This is a genomic window from Mesorhizobium sp. Mes31, assembly GCF_024519675.1.
Classification (GTDB): domain Bacteria; phylum Pseudomonadota; class Alphaproteobacteria; order Rhizobiales; family Rhizobiaceae; genus Mesorhizobium.
Window position 1 is genome coordinate 16,857 of the sequence record NZ_JALJRL010000030.1, and the last position, 14,350, is coordinate 31,206.

Annotated in this window: 16 protein-coding genes; 8 read left to right on the plus strand and 8 right to left on the minus strand. The window is 60.1% G+C overall.

The window, feature by feature from the left end:
* Positions 1 to 98: 98 nt before the first annotated feature.
* Positions 99 to 1,037: a LysR family transcriptional regulator gene (locus NR193_RS31205; protein WP_256754511.1), complete on the minus strand. Its 939-nt coding sequence runs from the start codon at positions 1,035 to 1,037 to the stop codon at positions 99 to 101.
* A gap of 120 nt (positions 1,038 to 1,157) precedes the next feature.
* On the opposite strand from NR193_RS31205, the gene NR193_RS31210 reads away from it, so the two are divergent.
* The 5 genes from NR193_RS31210 to NR193_RS31230 all read left to right on the plus strand — a co-directional run bounded on the left by NR193_RS31210 (position 1,158) and on the right by NR193_RS31230 (position 4,928).
* Positions 1,158 to 2,216, plus strand: coding sequence for a class I SAM-dependent methyltransferase (locus NR193_RS31210; RefSeq protein ID WP_256754557.1), 1,059 nt, complete (start codon positions 1,158 to 1,160; stop codon positions 2,214 to 2,216).
* Between the two features lie 38 nt (positions 2,217 to 2,254).
* Positions 2,255 to 2,551, plus strand: a complete 297-nt coding sequence (locus NR193_RS31215; RefSeq protein ID WP_256754512.1) for a putative quinol monooxygenase — start codon at positions 2,255 to 2,257, stop codon at positions 2,549 to 2,551.
* Positions 2,552 to 2,716: 165 nt separating this feature from the next.
* On the plus strand, positions 2,717 to 3,670 hold the full coding sequence (locus NR193_RS31220) for an RNA polymerase sigma factor (RefSeq protein WP_256754513.1): 954 nt from the start codon (positions 2,717 to 2,719) through the stop codon (positions 3,668 to 3,670).
* Positions 3,671 to 3,756: 86 nt separating this feature from the next.
* Positions 3,757 to 4,293 carry a carboxymuconolactone decarboxylase family protein gene (locus NR193_RS31225; protein ID WP_256754514.1) on the plus strand — a complete coding sequence of 179 codons (537 nt, stop codon included), beginning with the start codon at positions 3,757 to 3,759 and terminating at the stop codon, positions 4,291 to 4,293.
* Between the two features lie 110 nt (positions 4,294 to 4,403).
* Entirely contained in the window at positions 4,404 to 4,928 is a 525-nt protein-coding gene (locus NR193_RS31230) for an OsmC family protein (RefSeq protein ID WP_256754515.1), read from the plus strand.
* A 192-nt stretch (positions 4,929 to 5,120) separates the two neighbouring features.
* On the opposite strand, the gene NR193_RS31235 is transcribed toward NR193_RS31230, so the two are convergent.
* The gene (locus tag NR193_RS31235; RefSeq protein ID WP_256754516.1) at positions 5,121 to 5,441 is read right to left on the minus strand and encodes a hypothetical protein; all 321 of its coding nucleotides are present in this window, start codon (positions 5,439 to 5,441) and stop codon (positions 5,121 to 5,123) included.
* A 161-nt stretch (positions 5,442 to 5,602) separates the two neighbouring features.
* Here NR193_RS31235 and NR193_RS31240 point away from each other — a divergent pair, with 161 nt between their 5' ends.
* Both NR193_RS31240 and NR193_RS31245 read left to right on the plus strand, forming a co-directional pair.
* Complete coding sequence (locus NR193_RS31240; protein ID WP_256754517.1) at positions 5,603 to 5,902, plus strand: hypothetical protein; 300 nt, start codon at positions 5,603 to 5,605, stop codon at positions 5,900 to 5,902.
* Between the two features lie 175 nt (positions 5,903 to 6,077).
* Positions 6,078 to 6,983 carry a LysR family transcriptional regulator gene (locus NR193_RS31245; RefSeq protein WP_256754518.1) on the plus strand — a complete coding sequence of 302 codons (906 nt, stop codon included), beginning with the start codon at positions 6,078 to 6,080 and terminating at the stop codon, positions 6,981 to 6,983.
* Here NR193_RS31245 and NR193_RS31250 read toward each other — a convergent pair.
* From NR193_RS31250 to NR193_RS31270, 5 genes are all read right to left on the minus strand, one after another.
* On the minus strand, positions 6,967 to 7,671 hold the full coding sequence (locus NR193_RS31250) for a peroxiredoxin-like family protein (protein ID WP_256754519.1): 705 nt from the start codon (positions 7,669 to 7,671) through the stop codon (positions 6,967 to 6,969). The two genes, NR193_RS31245 and NR193_RS31250, sit on opposite strands and share 17 nt — an antisense overlap.
* Positions 7,672 to 7,811: 140 nt before the next feature.
* Complete coding sequence (locus tag NR193_RS31255) at positions 7,812 to 9,158, minus strand: NAD(P)/FAD-dependent oxidoreductase (protein ID WP_256754520.1); 1,347 nt, start codon at positions 9,156 to 9,158, stop codon at positions 7,812 to 7,814.
* Between the two features lie 18 nt (positions 9,159 to 9,176).
* Positions 9,177 to 10,571 (minus strand): NAD(P)/FAD-dependent oxidoreductase, encoded by a 1,395-nt coding sequence (locus NR193_RS31260; RefSeq protein ID WP_256754521.1) that lies wholly within the window; start codon positions 10,569 to 10,571, stop codon positions 9,177 to 9,179.
* A 45-nt stretch (positions 10,572 to 10,616) separates the two neighbouring features.
* Positions 10,617 to 11,774: a patatin-like phospholipase family protein gene (locus NR193_RS31265; RefSeq protein ID WP_256754522.1), complete on the minus strand. Its 1,158-nt coding sequence runs from the start codon at positions 11,772 to 11,774 to the stop codon at positions 10,617 to 10,619.
* Positions 11,775 to 11,801: 27 nt separating this feature from the next.
* The gene (locus NR193_RS31270) at positions 11,802 to 12,584 is read right to left on the minus strand and encodes a 3-hydroxybutyrate dehydrogenase (protein WP_256754523.1); all 783 of its coding nucleotides are present in this window, start codon (positions 12,582 to 12,584) and stop codon (positions 11,802 to 11,804) included.
* Between the two features lie 286 nt (positions 12,585 to 12,870).
* On the opposite strand from NR193_RS31270, the gene NR193_RS31275 reads away from it, so the two are divergent.
* A complete protein-coding gene (locus NR193_RS31275) occupies positions 12,871 to 13,782 on the plus strand; it encodes a LysR family transcriptional regulator (RefSeq protein ID WP_256754524.1) in 912 nt (303 codons plus the stop codon).
* 65 nt (positions 13,783 to 13,847) lie between these two features.
* Here the strand turns inward: NR193_RS31275 and NR193_RS31280 are convergent, their stop codons facing one another.
* Positions 13,848 to 14,312 (minus strand): DUF302 domain-containing protein, encoded by a 465-nt coding sequence (locus NR193_RS31280; RefSeq protein ID WP_256754525.1) that lies wholly within the window; start codon positions 14,310 to 14,312, stop codon positions 13,848 to 13,850.
* Positions 14,313 to 14,350: the final 38 nt, after the last annotated feature.

Consider the following 14,350-nt stretch of genomic DNA (forward strand, 5'->3'; position numbering starts at 1 on the left):
ACCTCCCGGCTTTTGGACGGGCGTGGTTGAGCATCACGACAACGTGTGCATGGATCGGGCGTCAGCGACCCGAGCGATCTCTCCAAGGGCGCCTGCTGCTAGGACAGTGAGGTTTTCCAATCATAGTCCCGGACTGCATTGGCAAACGCATCGATCGCCGGCGAGTGTGACCGCCCCGCGACGGAAACCAAGGACACTTCGCGGACGATTTCAGGGTCAACCACGGGCCGGTGACAAACGCCCGGCTGGCTGGCAGAGAATTCTGCCATGAAACAGACCCCCATTCCCGCCGCAACCATTGCCAGAATCCAATCCTCGCGCTCACTTCTATATGCGCTTTCGATCACTACGCCGAGGCTTCTGCAAAGCTCGTCAATGTGATCGCTATATTCGCAGTTGATGCGGTCGAGGTAGGCCTGCCCCTGGACGTCAGAAAGGTGAAGCGTGTTGCGCATTTCAAATGGGTGACCTGTCGAAAACGCGAGACCGAAACGCTCCGTATACACGGGTTGCACTTTCAGCTTGCGATCGAACGGTTCAGGACGAGCGACCAACGCAACGTCCAGCTTACCATCCAGCAGAAGCTGTCCCAGTTCGTTTGCCGCCCCCTCGATCACCGTTACTGCGATCCCAGGATGAAGGTCTCGGAATGCATTCAAAAAGCCTATGAAGCGCATAGGGCCAATTGTGCACATGACGCCGAGGGTCAGAGGCGCCTCTTCAAGCGTTAGAAAGCTCTTTGCAGTGCGCTTTGCACTTTCGGATCGCTTGAATACATCCTCAAGATGGGTCCGCATCAGGCAGCCGAAATCCGTCAGTTGGACGTGCCCTTTCTCGCGATGGAAAAGGTAACCGCCGAGGTCCCCCTCCAACTTCTGAATAGCGCGCGTCAAGGCTGGTTGGCCGACATGCACCAGCTCGGCCGCACGATGGAAGTTGAGCGTCTGGCAAGCGGCCAGAAAGTATCGGATTTCATGCATCTCCATGAGTGCCCCCGTCGATGCCTGGTTTTGATCGTTGCGATGAAAACTAGGCATTATCGGCTGATCCTATCCTTAGGTAAACTTCCCCAACTGGCCATGGTGAAATCGAACCTGCTGGTATCGGGAGATTTGCCATCGGTTCAGCGACAGGGATCTGGGCAGAGGAGGATGCCGATGTCGGAGCCAAATCAGGAGAAGCTGGACGCGTTGCTGGGAAGGATGGTCGGCGATCTCGGTGCGATCACAACCGGGGCGGCGGTGCTGCTGGGCGACAGGCTAGGCCTGTTTTCAGCGATGAGCCAGGGCGGAAAAATGACCGCCGCGCAGCTCGCCGCCAAGACTGACACTCAGGAACGGCTCGTGAGGGAATGGCTCTCGGCGCAAGCCGCTGCCGGTTATATCGAGTATGACGAAGCCACGGACAGCTTCTATCTCAGTCCCGAACAGGAACAGGTCTTCGTCAACGAGGACAGCCCCGCTTTCATGGCTGGCGCATTCGAGGTTGTATCGACTTTATGGCTGGACGAAGAAAAGGTCAGGCAAGCCTTCCGATCGGGCAAGGGATTGGGCTGGCACGATCATAGCACCTGCCTGTTCCGCGGCACCGAACGATTTTTCCGGCCGGGTTACAACGCCAATCTGATCGGGTCCTGGCTCCCCGCTCTCGACGGTGTCGTCGAGAAGCTGGAGCAAGGGGCCGACGTCGCCGATGTCGGATGTGGCCATGGCGCATCCACGGTGCTGATGGCCAAAGCATTCCCAAATTCACATTTTGTCGGCTTCGACTACCATGCTCCTTCAATCGAGCGGGCGCGGACGGCGGCCAAAGAGGCCGGCGTTGCCGGCAATGCCCGGTTCGAGGTGGCGACGGCAAAGGACTTTCCCGGCACCTACGATCTCATCGCGTTCTTCGACTGCCTGCATGATATGGGCGATCCGGCGGGCGCGGCCAAACATGTGCGTCACGCACTGAAGCCGGATGGCACGTGGATGATCGTCGAACCCTTCGCTAACGATCAGCTATCGGCAAATCTCAATCCGGTCGGCCGCATCTACTACGCCGCCTCAACCTTCATCTGCACGCCTGCATCCCTTTCGCAGGAGGTCGGCCTCGGCCTCGGTGCGCAGGCCGGCGAGGCAAAGCTACGCAAGGTTGTGGCCAATGGAGGGTTCACCCGTTTCCGCCGCGCCACAGAGACGCCCTTCAATATGGTCCTGGAAGCTCGGCCATAAGGCCGGCTCATCACTGATTGAACCGATCGGAGGAAACAATGACCGCCTACAACGTCGTTCGCTTTCGAACCAAGCCCGGCAAAGAAAGGGCTTTTGTCGAAGCGCATGAGAAGGTCTCCCTCAAGGCCAAGGGATTTATCAAAGGCGCCTTGATCAAGACTGGCGAGCGCACTTTCTGCGTGATCGGTGAGTGGAAAGACATGGACAGTCTCGCGGCGGCTCGTCCGCAGATGATCGGCCTTCTGGATACAATGCGCGATCTGCTTGAAGATCTTGGCGGCGAGCTTGGTCTCACGGACCCCGTTTCAGGGCCGGTCGTTGCGGAGGTGAAGTGACGACGCACCGCACGCCATAGATCGGCGAGCGACGGTTGAGGGGCATAACCTCAATTCGAAGCCCGCTCAAAGCTCATTGGTGAACTGGTGCCGGCGGAACACGGATCTTGACGAAGCCTCAACCAGCATTCGAACTTTTTCGCCGGTTGATGCATCTTTCAGTCCATGGGCTACGAAACTCATATCCTGCCGCATGATGCCGAACTGGCCCTTGCTGCTCAAGGTGGCGATTGTCGTTGCCTCGGTCTGCTGCTGGAACGCCATCGCGCGCGGCTCTACGCGACAGCGCTGAACATGCTCGGTTATGGGTCGGACGCCGAAGATGCCGTGCATGAGACTTTCCTGATCGCGCTAAGGCGCATCGGTGAACTCAAGGATCCGCAAGCCGTCGCTGGCTGGCTTCGAACCGTGCTGCACCGCTGTTGCCTGCAACAATTGCGTCGAAGACGACGCGAGATCTTGACCGCCGACATTCCCGACCGCCCGGACGAACGCGCGAGCATCGAGGAAAAGCTGGAGAAGACCGCGCTTCGCGAATGGGTTTGGGACGCCTTACGCAAACTTCCCGAGCCGCTGCAGGCTACCGCCATGTTGCGGTATTTCGGCAGCTATCAGTCCTACGAGGAACTGGCCGCCATTCTGGCCGTCCCGATCGGGACGGTTCGCAGCCGCTTGTCAGAAGCCAAACGCAAGCTGGCCGAGATGCTGCTTGAAACGGCAGGCCTGGTCGACGCAGACGCTCGCTCGCAGTCTCGCTCGCGCCAACAATTTTATTTCGAAATCTTCAACGGACTCAACCGGCACGGCGAGCGTGACCGCTTCCTCGGGCACTTTGCGGAAGACCTTCACCTGGTGCGTGGATCAAGCGAACCGGTGTTGGGTCGCTCATTCCTTGCTGGGGAAGTCGACTCCGACACGGAAGCCGGCGTCCGCCTCGAACCGCAGCGCATTCTCAGCGCCAGCCACGTCACCGTCATCGAGGGGCGGTTCATCAATCCGCCCGAAGACCCATTCCACTGCCCGCCTGGCGTCGTCCTGGTGATCTTTCAGCGAGACGGCAAGGCCCGACGCTTGCATCTTCATCTTTCGCCGCGTCCACCCAGAAACGAGGATGATTGATCGAACTTTTTCTCCCGTCCGTGACTCCTTAGAGCACGCGGCCATCACAGGCGCCGACTCAAATGGTTCCACAGAGGAGAGAGATCATGTCCGCCTTCATAGTTCCCCATGTTGCTTCCAGCGCGCACCACGGCAAGCTCGGACGGCGCCGGTCGCGATGCTTCCTTCAAACGGCGTTCGCATCGACGCTCGTCTGCGCCACATTGTTGTCATCGGGCTCAGGCGGGGCCGGTCAAGCCGAGGTCGACGCCACCTACAAGGACATCGAGCGGACGCTCGGCTCGGTGCCCAGCTTTCTCCATAAAGTTTCGAAAGCAGCGCTGCCGGGCGCCTGGGCCGAGGTGAAGGCTCTGCAGTTCTCGAGCGAAACCGCCCTGCCGCCAAAGGTCAAGGCTTTGATCTCACTCGCCGTCTCGGCCCAGATTCCTTGCCAATATTGCATCTGGGAGGACACCGAGAGCGCAAAACAGGCGGGCGCAACGGAGGACGAGATCGAGGAGGCCGTGGCTATCGCCGCTCTGTCACGCCACTGGAGCACCATCTTCAACGGCATGCAGGTCGATTTCGAAACCTTCAAGAAGGACCTCGGTGGCGACGCCCAGGCGGCCGCGCCTGCCAAGTAGGCGAACCCTACCGGCACGTTCTCGGGATCAGGGCCAGATGGCCGCAACTGTCGTCGCCATCTGCGGACCCGATACAGTGAGTGGAATTCTAATTTTACAGGGAGGTAAAGATGCCAATAGTCTTCGGAGAACCCGTCAGCACAGTCAGAGATATCGTGTCCGTTCTAAAGAGACACGGCGACGCGGTGCGTGGCACCTATCGTGCCCGCTACCGCTTCGATCCGCAATCGAGCGACCCTTATACAACACCGCTCCTGGAGCGACCGGCGAGCCTCAAGGACAATTCGCCGACCGCCGTCTTTCCCTGGGAGCAGATCTTTGCCGCAGCGGCCGTGTGTGCCGGCTCGGACTATCCGATGCTGGCAGCGCATGCAGGGGTCGATCTGCGTTCAGTCGATTTCGTCGCGGAAGGCGTGTTCGACCCGCGCGGCGAGTTCGACGGACTCGATGGGCTCAAGGCGCCTACGGACGCGCGCCATTGCTATGTGTCCCTTCATCTCAGCGCGACCGTGTGTTCTTCGGCGCCGCGCGCCGATCTGGAGAAGATTCATGAGCGCGCGATCTCCCACAACATGGTGCTCGGCGCCCTCAGGGGAATCCCCATGACAAGCGAACTGGTGGTTGAGCAGGCGTGATCATAGTCGGTAGTTTGCCCACGGCTCCAATACCGGTCGAGCTCTAGCTAAGCGAAAAAGGGCCATGTGCTTGTGTCCAGGCTGGCACGCACGCGCAATTCCTATGGGATGGGAGGTGCCGACCCACCCGGTCACATTGTTCCATGTTCCGGATCATATTTCATGGGGCCTTTTGTCGTCAGCAATGCTCGCCTAATGTCGGCCGCTGGTGCCCAGGAACTTGCTTAGTAGGCCCTCAGCACCACAGGCCGTTTCGCCGGTGCGCTTCCACCTGATGTCAAAATCCGCGGCCCCCTGCCGGTAGTATCTGAACAGGGGATCACTTTGACCAAGGCGTTCGTATTTGTTGGCCAGGCGCAGATACTCGACGGGATCTGTAACCCACAGGCTGTGGCATTTGCTCAGCGCTGCCGACTCGGAGCCAAATTGAAAGGCGTTGTATTGGTCGATGGTCCTACCTTGAGCCCCGGCTACTAACCAAAAAGAAATGGCGAAAATTGTTTCGCGGACCATGACCAGAACCCTTCTGGCCCGAAAATAGGGCGGTGAACCGCCGCCAGCCAGATCGAGTCCTGCCTGGCGCGTTGGCGGTCACGTGTTCGTGATGGCGTAACGATACGGCCAGAATTTGCGAACTCAAAAAGGGCGATTGTGCCCAAAATGGGAGTAAGTGAATGAAATCGATCAAGCTCGTTGCCATTGTCGGCCTCCTCGGTCTTTCCGCCTCGCAGGCTCTTGCCGAAGACACGATGGGCAAAATGTCGATGATGAAGGGCGGTGAAGTGACGGCAATCATGCCCGATGGGCACATGGGAACGATGATGCCGGATGCAAAGATGAGCGCTGAAATGATGAAGATGGCCAAGCCGATAAAGCACTGCATGATGATGATGACTGACGCCAAAGGCAAAGCCTACATGATCGACACGTCCACCAAGAAGGCTCAGGCTGAATGTGAAAAAATGGCGATGTGACAGTTGCCGCACTGACGAACCCGCCGGTTGGAGCCGGCGGGCATCGCGAGGGCCTCGTGCCCCGGTTTTGTGCTGCCACCACCCCTCCGCCTTTGCCTCGGCCTCTTGTTGCGTTAGCATAGTCGCAAATTAGCTATGCCTGACGAATCGGATTTCGCTGAGGGGGCGAAAATTCATGGAAATGCAGCAGGTCCGCTATTTTCTGGCCCTGTCCAGCACGCTGAACTTCACCAGGGCGGCCGAAGAGTGCAACGTCACCCAACCTGCCCTGACGCGCGCGATCAAGACGCTTGAGGAAGAGTTGGGTGGAGAGCTCCTTCGGCGCGAACGCCAGCACTCACACCTGACCGAACTCGGGCGGCGCATGCTGCCCCTGCTGCAGCAATGCTACGATGCCGCCACTTCCGCCAAGTCGCTCGCCAAGGCTGTGCAAAGCAGCGACGTGGCGCCTCTCAACGTAACAATTTCCAACAGCGTCAACATTGCACTGCTGGTATCACCGTTCACGGAGCTTTTCCGGGCCTATCCCGGAGTCCATCTCAAGATCAACCGCGGCTCGCCAACTGCCGTCGTCGAGGCTCTCAAGAATGGCGAGGTGGAGCTTGCCGTTGCCGGGCCCCTGGGGCAGGCCTGGGACCGGCTCGACACATGGCCACTCTTCCAGGAGGGCATTGAGCTTGTCGTAAATTCCGATCATCCACTTGCCCGTCGCAACGAGGCCGATGTCGCATTGAGCCAGTTGGCCGGGGAGCCTGTGCTCAGCCGAATCGATTGGGAAACGAGCGAGGACCTGTCGCGCTGCCTCGCCGCGAAGGGCCTGACGCCTCGCACCGCGCATGAAGTCGAGACCGACCACGACCTGCTGGCGCTGCTGGAGGCCAACGCCGGTGTGGGCTTCGTCTCCGTGACGGCACCGCGGACGCCAAACATCCGCAGACTCAAGCTTCGTGACGTCGATATCTCCCGAGTCGTCTCCGTCTACGCGGTCGCTGGCCGACACCGTTCGCCCGTGGCCACTACGCTACTCAACCTGTTGCGGTCGACGGATTGGTCGTCTTTTGGCGTCAGCGAGCCCGTCTGAGCGCATTGATCAGGTCGTCGATCTCCATGCGCCGGCGGTAGTCGGGATCGACGAAGCGATCGGTGATTATCCCGTTCGTTCCAACGATGAAGGTTGCCGGGATTGGGAGGAACCAGCTGCTGTTGCCCTGATAGTTGGGGAGATCAAGGCCAAGGCCCATCAGCCGCTCCATCTCCGCTCCGACCCAGATCGCGAGGTTGAGGGACAGCGCATAGCCATTGTCCATATCGGTCAGGAAGGGGAACGTCGCTCCCACTGCAGCCTTCATCGCCATCGCGAATCTGCGCCGCTCGGGCATGATCACCACGACCTGGCCGCCCAGGGCGGCAATCTCGTGCTGGGCTTCGACGATGCCAACCGCATTCAACCGGCAATAGGGGCACCAATGGCCGCGCTGGAAGGTGATCACCGCTGGCCCGCGGTCCAACACGTTGGCCAAACTGACCAGCTTGCCCTCGTCGTCAGGCAGCAGGAACCCCGGCATGAGGTCGCCTGGCTCAGGCGCCATGGCGCCTGCCCCTTGTTTCTCCAGACGTGCCACCAGGCGGTCCACTGCATCGGCGAAATCCGCGTTCAGGCGACGCACCGCAGCGGCAATCACTGCCAACCGTTCGTTCAGGGACGCATCAAGTTCAATGGCAGCCTGGACGGACTGTTCAAATGTCATTGCCTCGTCGTCGGCGGCCATCTCTGCACTTTCATGGATTGCGTGCACCCTACCATTGCAGCCCCTCTGCTAGGGTTATGCTTTCCTTGCATCGTTTCGATGCCCAACATGCATCGAGGCGTGCGGGGTTCGTATTCTGTTCGCAGCCTCCCCTCAATTCGTTACATCATGTTCCTGATATCCGAAGAGAAGGTCGGGAAGCCGTAGACCATGTCGGATAACTGCGATGCCGTGATGCCGTGTTTCATGGCAAGCGTGAACAGATGGATCAGCTCTTCGCCGGCGTGGCCCACCATGTGGGCGCCAACGATCCTGTCTGTGGTTTCCTCGACGAGGATCTTCGACCACGCCACTGTCTCGGCATACGTCCTGGCGGACAGCCAGCCCAGCATATCGTTCACATGGACCTTTACGCCAACGCCTTGCTCTTTCGCCTTGGCCTCGGTCAGCCCGACGCTGGCCAAGGCGGGGACCGTGTAGAGAGCCGCCGGTATCTGGCCATAGTGCGGTCGGTGTCGCGGTCCATCGACGATATTGCGGCCAACGATGCCGCCCTCGTAAGTCGCGACAGGTGAGAGCTGCGGAGAATTCCATACCGCGTCGCCGCAGACATAGACGTCCGGGTTCGACCGCGACCGTAGATGATCGTCGATCTCGATACGGCCTTCGCGATGCACGACAACGCCGGCACCAAGATCAAGCCCCTCGACATTGGCCACACGCCCGGCGCAATTCACAACCCTGTCCGCGTCCAATGCGTGCTCGACGCCATCCGCCGCAAAGGTGACGCGCAATCGTCCTTCGGCCTTCTCGATCTTCTTGATCCAGGCAAGCGTGCGGACTCGAATGCCTATGCGTTCGCTCTCGCTGCGGATCTGGGCCACGGCATCGGCGTCGAATACTCCCAGCAGATGTGGCAATGCTTCGAGAATCGTCACGTCTACGCCGGCGCGCGCATAAACGTGGCCCAGTTCGAAGGCAATGACGCCGCCGCCGACGAAGACGACGGCGTGAGGAAGCACCGGGTCATTCAGGACATCGTCGGAAATCGTCAGGTGCTCGGCGCCAGGAATTGATAGTGGACGCGGCTTCGAACCGGTTGCGATGACAATGTTCCTGGCTTCGAGCTCGCGGCCGTCGACACTGATGGCATTGCTGCCGATGAAAGCGGCCTCCCCAACGATGACATCGACACCGCGCTTGGCCATCAATCCGGACAGCCGGGACGGAATGTCATCGATAATGTCTTTTTCGCGCTCGATCAGGGCTCGCCAGTCGAGCCTCGGCTTGCCGATCGTGATCCCGTGCCGATCAGCCCGTTCGATCTCGTGGAGCGCATGGGCCGCCGCTACGAGCACCTTCTTCGGTGTGCATCCACGATTGGGGCAAGTGCCCCCGAGGTCGCGTGCCTCGATCATGGCCACCGACAGCCCCGCAGCACGAGTAGCAACCGTCACGCCCATCCCGGCATTGCCGCCGCCGAGGATTACGACATCATACTTTTTCATCGCGCCGCCTGTCTATGTTCAATGAAGCTTGATCCGAGGCCTGGTGCGCCTCGCGACCATCTCGCCAATCGAGTCCAGGGCGGTTTTCACGAGGCCGTGCACCGCCTTGAGATGCAACTTGTAGAGAGAGCGATACATCAGCCGGGCGAGCAGACCTTCGATCTTCAGACCGCCGATCAGGCTGCCAAACGAGCCGTAATCGGCGAGTGAAACAAGGGATCCGTAGTCGCGGTAACGGAAAGCCGGTGCGGCCCGTCCCCCGAGACGCGCTGCTACCACCTTGACGAGGTGATCAGCCTGCTGGTGGGCCGTCTGAGCGCGCGGTGGCAATGGGCTGTCATAGCCGGGCAGAACACAGCTTGCGCAGTCGCCGATCGCAAACACGTTTTCGTCCCCTCTGGCTTGCAGTGTCTCATCCACGACCAGACGGTTGATGCGGTCCGTTTCGAGGCCATCAAGCTTTTTCAGGAAATCCGGGGCCTTGATCCCGGCGGACCAGACGACGAGCTCGGCTGGCACAAACAATTTCTCACCAAGCCTGATGCCTTCCTCGGTCACTTCGGTGACCCTGATCCCGCACCGTATCTGGACGCCCAGATCAACAAGCAGACGTGCCGAAGCGCGTGCCAGGTGTTCCGGCAAAGCCGGCAAGATGCGCGGCCCTGCCTCGATGAGGGTGATGCGGATCAGCCTTTCAAAATCGATGTTGTCGAGGTTGTGCGATGCGATCTCCCGCATCGACTTATGCAATTCCGCAGCAAGTTCGACGCCGGTGGCGCCTGCGCCAACGATGACGCAATGGAGCTGACCCGGCGACAGTTGCTCGTATTGCGCATTGGCGCGCAAGCACGCGTCTATCATGCGCTTGTTGAACCGGGCGGCCTGTTCGGCCGTATCGAGCGCGATTGCGTGGCGAGCCGCCCCTGGCGTGCCGAAGTCGTTGCTGACGCTGCCTACGGCCAGCACCAGGGTGTCATAGCCCAGCACACGCGGCGGTATGATCTGCCTTCCATCGTCGTCGAAGCTGGGCGCGACAAAGACCTGGCGCCTGGAGCGATCAAGACCGACAACTTCACCGATGCGATATCGATAGTGGTGGCGGCTGGCATGAGCGATGTATTCCACCGCATCGCTCGACGCGCCCAGGGCGCCGGATGCCACCTCGTGCAGAAGTGGCTTCCAGATGTGGGTGCGATTGCGGTCGACGAGCGTGACGGAAAGTCGCCGTTTGCCGAACTTCCGGCCGAGGCGCGTTGCCAATTCCAGTCCGCCCGCGCCGCCACCGACAATGACCACGCGATGAAGCGAGCTGTCCACATGCGATGGAGTTTCCGGTATCGCGCGGAAAAGCGCGGCGTTGTTGGCGAGCACGGCTTCTGGAACCAGCCGCATTCCCGGAGTGATGATCTGCATCTGTATTTTCCGTCTGTTTGCTCGGCCTCGCCGCGCTCGAACAATTCACTCTTGCGATTCGTGGATGACGATGCCCTGCAGCATGTCGACGTCGCATTCCCAGGGCTTCTCCGCGAGGACGCGCTGCCCATGCTCGTATCCCGCCTGCCAGCGTGTGCGGATGCCTGAGCGGGTGAAGTCGATGTCCTTGGTGTGGTCCTCGCCGTCGAGGCGTGGTGAAAGCAGTCGAACGAGGTGCATGACCGAGGGACAGCCATAGGACGCAAGTTCCTTGAACATCGGATCCTCGCGCCGCTCCTCGGGAACCAGCCTTCCCATTTCGCGCACGACGTGGCGCAGACGATGCAGTTGCTCCTGCCGCGCCACGTGGCTCCGGCCCCGGCTGGCGTATTGGAGGTCCTTCTGCCGCCCCATGACCTGCCAGATCGATTTCGGCTCGGTGGCGCGGGGCTGCCACATGTTCACGGCAAAGATCAGCGCGTCGCGCCGAGGACGCGCGTCCAGCACGACCTCGATTGGCGTGTTCGAATAGATACCCCCATCCCAATAGGGCTCGCCGTCGATACAGACCGCCGGAAACGCCGGCGGCAAGGCGCCCGAGGCCATGATATGCGCCGCTGACAGCGTCATCTCACGGGTGTCGAAGTATTTGAGTTCGCTGGTGTTGACGTTGACCGCCCCGACTGTCAGCCGCGTATGGCGCCGGTTGAGATAGTCGAAGTCGATCAGCTCATTCAGCGTCCTCTTGAGAGGATCGGTGGTGTAGTAGGAGGCGTTTTCGACACCCACTTCGCGGTTCACCCCAAACATGGCGCTTGGGTTCGGCTCAAAGAAGCCTGGGATGCCACGCATCACCGTGCCCATGTTGGCAAAGATGTTGCTTGGAACCATCATCCGGAAAAACTCGTCGAGTGGGCTGCTCCGGCTGACGCTGTCCCAGAATTCCTGAAGCCTCGGCAACCGATCCTTCGGCTCGTTTCCCGCGATCAGCGCGGCGTTGATGGCGCCGATCGACGTGCCGATGACCCAATCCGGTTCAATCCCACCTTCGACGACCGCCTGGTAGACACCCGCCTGGTAGGCTCCAAGGGCGCCACCACCCTGCAGCACCAATACGGTCTGGCGATGGACCGAACCATCAGCCTGATGGCCGATCTCTGGCATAGGATCCGAAGTTGAGTGATTTCGGGTGATCTTGTTCATGGCCTTTTTTGCTCCTCGTTGCCGAATTCAATGGGCTGTCCAGCCGCCTTCGATCGGCATGATGGCGCCGGTGATCGATGCTGCATCGTCTGAAGCCAGGAACAGGCAGAGCGCCGCGACCTGGCCAACAGTCACAAACTGCTTGGTCGGTTGGGCAGCCAGGAGCACATCCTTGATCACCTGCTGTTCGGTGATTCCACGGGCCTTGGCCGTGTCCGGGATCTGCTTCTCGACAAGCGGGGTCAGCACATATCCTGGACAAACCGCATTGACGGTGATGCCCTGCTCGGCAACCTCCAGCGCGACTGTCTTGGTCAAGCCGGCGACCCCGTGCTTGGCGGCGACGTAGGCGGACTTGTATGGCGAGGCGACGAGGGCATGGGCTGAGGCGACGTTGATGATGCGACCCCATTTGCGCGCTTTCATCGCCTGCAAGGCACGCCGGATCGTGTAGAACGACGACATCAGATCGATCGCCACAACCGCCTCCCATTTCTCAATCGGGAAGTCGTCGATCGGCGCGACATGCTGAATGCCGGCATTGTTGACGAGGATGTCGACCGCGCCGAACTCGGCTATTGCCTTGTCCATCATCGCGGTGATCGCATCGCCCTTGCTCATGTCCGCATTGTCGTAGCGAACGGTCACCTTATGGTCGGCGGCAAGCTTCGCGCGCAGCTGTTCGATCTCATCGGCATCGCCGAAACCATTTAGAACGATGTTGCAGCCCTTGGCCGCGAAGGCTTCGGCGATGCCTTGGCCGATGCCGCTGGTCGAGCCGGTAATCAGTGCTGTCTTCCCTTTGAGCATCGTCGTTTCCTTCGGTTGGGACCGCGGGCCGAATTGGCCGACAAACGGCTGTGAGCAACAGGCTTGCGCGCCCAGGTCTCGTGTTGTGGACCAAGTATGGCGGGCGGCTCGAAGCAGCGGAAATGCCGTTGAGACATGGATTCGATAGCCGACAGTCAGATTCATTAGCTCGAGGCCGGCGAAGCCTTCAAACCGGCCGCCTTGGCTTGTTTGACGTTGGGGCAACTAGTAAGATCACGCCGCAACGCGGGTTGTGCCGTATGCATGCCCGCTGGGGGAGCGTGCAGTGGAAATCAGCCAGGTCAGATATTTCTTGGCCGTCGCGAAGGAATTGAACTTCACCCGGGCGGCGGAGGAGTGCAACGTCACGCAGCCAGCGCTTTCACGCGCCATCAAGCTGCTTGAGGATGAATTTGGCGGGGCGCTTTTTCATCGAGAGCGACGCTTCACCCACCTCACGGAACTCGGCCGCATGGTCGAGACCTATCTCGAGGGTGTTTTCGAGAACTCTCGCCAGGCAAAGCAGATAGCCGAGCAGTATGTGCATATGAAGAAGACCCCGCTCAGGGTCGGCATCATGAGCACGATAGCTCCGGACGAGATCATCGAGCTCATCTCGTCCGTCCGCGCCCATCACCCGGGTGTGGAGCTTCATCTTTGTGACGCCGACGCGTCGAATTTGCGGCGGCGACTGCTCGAGGGTGATCTGGAGGCAGCCATCTACGCATTACCGTCGAACGTGCCCGACGAGGAAGTCCACTCCCTGCCGCTCTTTCGCGAGCAGATGGTGATGGCCGTCCATCTGACACATCGCCTCGCCAACCAGCGCAGTGTGCGAGTGAAGGACATGAGCAATGAAAGCTACATCCACCGCAACAACTGTGAATTTGCCGGCTATGCTGATGCCATTCTTTCCGAGCAGGGCGTCACCGTCAGCCCTGTTTACTGGAGCGATCGGGACGATTGGACGCTCGCGATGATCGCCGCCGGACTTGGCTTCGGTTTCATGCCCGAGCATACCGCCAAACATCCGGGAGTGGTGGCCTTGCCGATCACCGACCCGGAGTTCTGGCGCGAGGTCAATCTCGTCACCGTGCGCGGCCGCAGGCATTCGCCAGCGGTTGGTGCGCTGGTGCGCGAAGCCACGCAGAAAAGGTGGTTCGGCGAGCTTGCGAAGGCCTTGTCCGCCGCCGAGTAGGCTTGCCGCGACGAGTGACCGACGTCGCATACCTGGACGGCGGATCTCCGACACGTCATTCGTGCTCAGTTCTTTTTGATCGTCGAGGTGACGGATTGGATGACTTCGGTCGCCATCTTGAACTGCGCCTCGCGGTCGGTGATGCCATGTCGCTTGGCGATCCAGTCGAAATCGCTATAGGCGGCAAAAACCGCACCATCAGCGGTCTGGTAGACGAGGACACGCACCGGCCAATCAAGCCCGGCTTCCGGATTTGACGTGATGAAGGTCGTGCCCAGTGCCGGATTGCCAAACATCACCAGCCGCGACGGCCTGACATCGTTGCCTGCATCCTTGCCAAGCCTTGCCTGGTCGATGACGCCAAAGAACTTGATGCCTTTCTTGAGAACATCCTTCTTGATGCGGGCGACGGTTTCTGCGACGGAATAGTCGCTCTTCACGGTGACGACACCGTCCGAAGCGACGGCTGGGAGGACGATCGCCATCAATATGGCGCCGCTGGCGATCAATGTTTTCAGGGTGTTGGTCATCTCAGTCTCCTTTGTTGGATAGTTAAATTCTCGGTCGT

Excerpts from the sequence above, each read along its gene's own strand:
- NR193_RS31205 (WP_256754511.1), bottom strand. The coding sequence starts at position 1,037 with ATGCCTAGTTTTCATCGCAACGATCAAAACCAGGCATCGACGGGGGCA.
- NR193_RS31210 (WP_256754557.1), top strand. The coding sequence starts at position 1,158 with ATGTCGGAGCCAAATCAGGAGAAGCTGGACGCGTTGCTGGGAAGGATG.
- NR193_RS31215 (WP_256754512.1), top strand. The coding sequence starts at position 2,255 with ATGACCGCCTACAACGTCGTTCGCTTTCGAACCAAGCCCGGCAAAGAA.
- NR193_RS31220 (WP_256754513.1), top strand. The coding sequence starts at position 2,717 with ATGGGCTACGAAACTCATATCCTGCCGCATGATGCCGAACTGGCCCTT.
- NR193_RS31225 (WP_256754514.1), top strand. The coding sequence starts at position 3,757 with ATGTCCGCCTTCATAGTTCCCCATGTTGCTTCCAGCGCGCACCACGGC.
- NR193_RS31230 (WP_256754515.1), top strand. The coding sequence starts at position 4,404 with ATGCCAATAGTCTTCGGAGAACCCGTCAGCACAGTCAGAGATATCGTG.
- NR193_RS31235 (WP_256754516.1), bottom strand. The coding sequence starts at position 5,441 with ATGGTCCGCGAAACAATTTTCGCCATTTCTTTTTGGTTAGTAGCCGGG.
- NR193_RS31240 (WP_256754517.1), top strand. The coding sequence starts at position 5,603 with ATGAAATCGATCAAGCTCGTTGCCATTGTCGGCCTCCTCGGTCTTTCC.
- NR193_RS31245 (WP_256754518.1), top strand. The coding sequence starts at position 6,078 with ATGGAAATGCAGCAGGTCCGCTATTTTCTGGCCCTGTCCAGCACGCTG.
- NR193_RS31250 (WP_256754519.1), bottom strand. The coding sequence starts at position 7,671 with ATGGCCGCCGACGACGAGGCAATGACATTTGAACAGTCCGTCCAGGCT.
- NR193_RS31255 (WP_256754520.1), bottom strand. The coding sequence starts at position 9,158 with ATGAAAAAGTATGATGTCGTAATCCTCGGCGGCGGCAATGCCGGGATG.
- NR193_RS31260 (WP_256754521.1), bottom strand. The coding sequence starts at position 10,571 with ATGCAGATCATCACTCCGGGAATGCGGCTGGTTCCAGAAGCCGTGCTC.
- NR193_RS31265 (WP_256754522.1), bottom strand. The coding sequence starts at position 11,774 with ATGAACAAGATCACCCGAAATCACTCAACTTCGGATCCTATGCCAGAG.
- NR193_RS31270 (WP_256754523.1), bottom strand. The coding sequence starts at position 12,584 with ATGCTCAAAGGGAAGACAGCACTGATTACCGGCTCGACCAGCGGCATC.
- NR193_RS31280 (WP_256754525.1), bottom strand. The coding sequence starts at position 14,312 with ATGACCAACACCCTGAAAACATTGATCGCCAGCGGCGCCATATTGATG.